The 3,493-nt window shown below is 52.3% G+C and carries 2 protein-coding genes and 1 pseudogene; 1 reads left to right on the plus strand and 2 read right to left on the minus strand.

The annotated features are described in order from the left end of the window. Together DEF47_RS11750 and recN are read right to left on the minus strand one after the other, a co-directional pair. Positions 1–443 (minus strand): annotated as a pseudogene (locus DEF47_RS11750) (hypothetical protein); the annotation flags it as partial. 39 nt (positions 444–482) lie between these two features. Then, entirely contained in the window at positions 483–2,246 is a 1,764-nt protein-coding gene (gene recN / locus DEF47_RS11755) for a DNA repair protein RecN (RefSeq protein WP_012190853.1), read from the minus strand. Between the two features lie 258 nt (positions 2,247–2,504). Between recN and DEF47_RS11760 the strand changes: the two genes are divergently transcribed. Continuing rightward, positions 2,505–3,470 (plus strand): SH3 domain-containing protein, encoded by a 966-nt coding sequence (locus DEF47_RS11760; RefSeq protein WP_012190852.1) that lies wholly within the window; start codon positions 2,505–2,507, stop codon positions 3,468–3,470. Positions 3,471–3,493 lie beyond the last annotated feature (23 nt).

Below are 3,493 nucleotides of genomic sequence, written 5' to 3' on the forward strand. Positions count from 1 at the left end.
ATCACCGTAATAATCCGCTCAAGTTGCTCGCGGCGACGCACATGCGCCAGCATCGCCCCAAACACCACGACATACGAGAAATTGGTGTAAAAGCCTTGAAGCCGATTATAGCCGCCAAAAAAGCTGGTAAACACCAACACCGAGGTGAGCGTGGTAAAGAAAAAGACCCCAACATAAACGATAGCCGGAGCAACCAACGGCGAGCGCCACCAATCGCGCCAACGCGGCCATGAACGAAAAACTTGGCCACGTTCGAGCCAATTGATAATCCACGCACCGCCAAGGATCATCACGATTGAGCGCAAGGCTACCGCTTTATCTGGCTCAAAGTGGCGGTCACTGAGCAAACTAAAATAGACCGGGATCATTGCTAAAGCCAATAGCCAGCAGGCTTCCATCACCCGCCGCGACCATAGGCTGATCGTTGTCTCGCGTGAATCCAAGGCAGACTCCTTCAAAGGCATGGGTATCTGAATTTCAAGTTATGGGTTGCTGGTTGCCAGTTTGTAGTTGGCAGCCCGTTCGAGCATGGCGCTGGCCGAGCGACGGCTCGCTTCGCTCACTGGTGTTCCATCAAGCATCGCCGCTAGTTCTTCGATGCGTTCTTGTTCGCTGAGTGGTTGCACAAAGGTTTGGGTGCGTTGGTTAATAACTTGCTTGGCAATCGCAAAATGGCAATCACCAAAAGCGGCAACTTGAGGCAAGTGGGTAATACACAACACTTGATGGGCATCGCTAATGCCCCATAATTTTTCGCCGACCACATGGCCAGCCCGTCCCCCAACTCCCACATCAACTTCATCAAAAACCAAGGTTGGCACACTATCAACTGCTGAAAGAATTGATTTCATCGCCAAGAGCAAGCGTGCCGATTCACCACCAGAGGCAATTTTGGCCAGCGGTTTGAGTGGCTCGCCAGGGTTGGGGCTGAGTAAAAACTCAATCTGATCAACTCCCGTGCGATCAAAGGCGAGATAGTGATCATCGATCAATACGCCTTGTGGGTCGCTGCGCTGCGATACTTGCACATGAAATTTAACATGCGGCATGGCTAAATCGCTCATGGCAGCGGCAATCCGCCCAGCCAATTCATCGCCTGCTTGGCGACGACGGCGGCTCAGTTCAGCGGCAGCTAGCCCAATGCTTGCCAACAATTGCTGTTCTTGTTGCACCAATTCGGCAATATGTTCAGCGCTGTAGTGCAAGGTTTCCAGTTCATCGCTGGCACTGGTCAAGCGTTCGAGCAATTCGGCAGCATCGGCAGCACGGTATTTTTTGGCTAAATCGCGCAACTCAGCTAAACGATCTTCGATCACTTCGAGACGGCCTGGCTCAAACTCCAGCCGATCGCGATAGACCCGCACGCCTTCGATCACATCGTCAAGTCGATAGCGCACTTCAAGGGTTTGCTCGTTCAATCCAGCCAAACTTGGGTCTAGCCGCAACAATTCGCTCAACAAATTAGCCACATCATCAAGGCTATCGACAATTGAACGGGTGGCTGAACGCCGTTCGCTGGCTGGCGTGCCAGTGCGCAACAAACGATAGATCGTATCAACCGTGCCCGTGATTTTAGCACTATTTTGTAATAAACCGCGTTCGTTGGTTAACGTAGCCTCTTCGCCAGCGATCAACTTGGCGTTGGTCAATTCCTCAACCAAAAAGGTCAATTCTTCGATCCGTTCGAGGCGACGCGCTTCGGCATTGCGCAAGGTGCTAATTTGGCTGCGCACGGCTTCAATCGCGATCACCTGCTGACTCAGTTGTTCGCGATCAGCGACAACTCCAGCATAGCGATCGAGCATTTCGGCGTGGGTGCGTACATTGAACAAGGTTTGGCTATCGTTTTGGCCGTGGATATCGACCAAGCGCCCGCCAATATCACGGAGCACAGCACTACTCACGGCGCGGCCATTAATTCGAGCAACGCTACGCCCGCTGGCTCCATGAATTTCACGGGTCAGAATAATCTGATCATCATCAGCACCATCAAGGCCATATTCGGCTAAAATAGGCAGAATATCAGGGCGATCAGCCAAGGTGAAGATACCTTCAACCCGGGCTTGATTGCTTCCCGCTCGCACAAAGCTGGGATCGCTCCGCTCGCCCCGTAACATGCCGAGTGCATCAATCATAATTGACTTACCGGCTCCGGTTTCACCCGTCAGCACATTAAAGGCAGGGGTAAAGTGCAGGCGTACTTGGTCAATAATTGCGAAATCGGCAATAAATAATTCTAGCAGCATAGACTCTCGTGTTTGCCCTAAAAAAAACAGCCGTTTGCGAACACCACAACGAGCTGCATGTAGATCAATTGTACCATATTCGCTTTAGATAGCCCATTTGATTCAATTGCCAACCTTAGCTGATCAGCCGAGATTTGCTGGTCACGAACCTGCTGTAGATATTTGATGTTGTTTTCTCTGGTACAATGCCAAGGTTGCGAGTGCCTTGAGCAATTGCAATCACATCCTTATTAATATGCTTATTCGAGATTAGATGATATGACTGATCAATTACCACCAACCCAGCCACGCCAACCCCAACCATCGCAGGCGCGGCCCGAAGCAGCCCCACCACAAGTTGCCGATGCGCAATTACGTCAGTTGGTCGTAGCTTTAGATAACGTCAACGATCCCAATCATGAACGGGCCGAGGATGATCTGATTCGTTTGGGTGCGCAGGCTGTGCCCTTGCTGATCGATGCGCTTGATCCACGTTACCCATGGTTACGAGCCTATCGCGCTGCCGAAGCTCTCGGCCAAATTGGCGATGGCCGCGCCAGTCGTCCCTTGAGCCAAGCCTTAAATCATCCCAACAGCAATGTGCGCTGGGCTGCCGTGCGAGCTTTGGGCAAAGTTGGTGATGGTCGCGCCTTGTTGGCCTTACGCCGCACTGCCCGCGATGATCGTAGCCGCACCAGTTGGGGCGAGCCTGTAGCTGCTAGTGCTGCTGCAACGTTGCGCGAAATGCAACGTACCAGCACAATCCTGCGACTTTCCGATCCCATTCGGATTGCCTTGTTGGTTGCGGTAGCCTTCTTTGCCTTGTTTTGGGCAAATGATCGGATTACAACAGTCCGCGGCGCAATCAACGAGTCGAATCATGTAGTTTGGGGCACTGCCGTTACGCCAATTTTGCCAACCGCAACCCCAGTCAGCGAAGATCTCAGTAGCGAAGATGATCCTGAAGAGGATTTGGTTGAGGAAACGCCCACGGTTGATCCGGCGGCGACCCCAACCTTGGCTCCGGCAACTGCCACAGTGGTTGCACCAACCGCTAATGTTCGGCCAGCACCAAACACCAATAACGACCCAATCGCCCAGTTGAAAGCTGGCGATAGTGTGCAAGTGCTTGGTCAATCTGGCGATTGGTATGAAATACAGTTGCCCGATGGAACTGGCCGTGGTTGGGTGGCTTCAAGTGTGCTTGGCCCGCCAAGTGGGCCTGTGCCAACGGTTACTAATTAAAGAGCAAAGAACATAGAGCATAG

This window comes from Herpetosiphon sp. (genome assembly GCF_003512625.1).
GTDB lineage: Bacteria > Chloroflexota > Chloroflexia > Chloroflexales > Herpetosiphonaceae > Herpetosiphon > Herpetosiphon aurantiacus.

What these genes read in the sequence shown, in the direction of transcription:
- recN (WP_012190853.1), bottom strand. Translation starts at nt 2,246, where the DNA reads ATGCTGCTAGAATTATTTATTGCCGATTTCGCAATTATTGACCAAGTA.
- DEF47_RS11760 (WP_012190852.1), top strand. Translation starts at nt 2,505, where the DNA reads ATGACTGATCAATTACCACCAACCCAGCCACGCCAACCCCAACCATCG.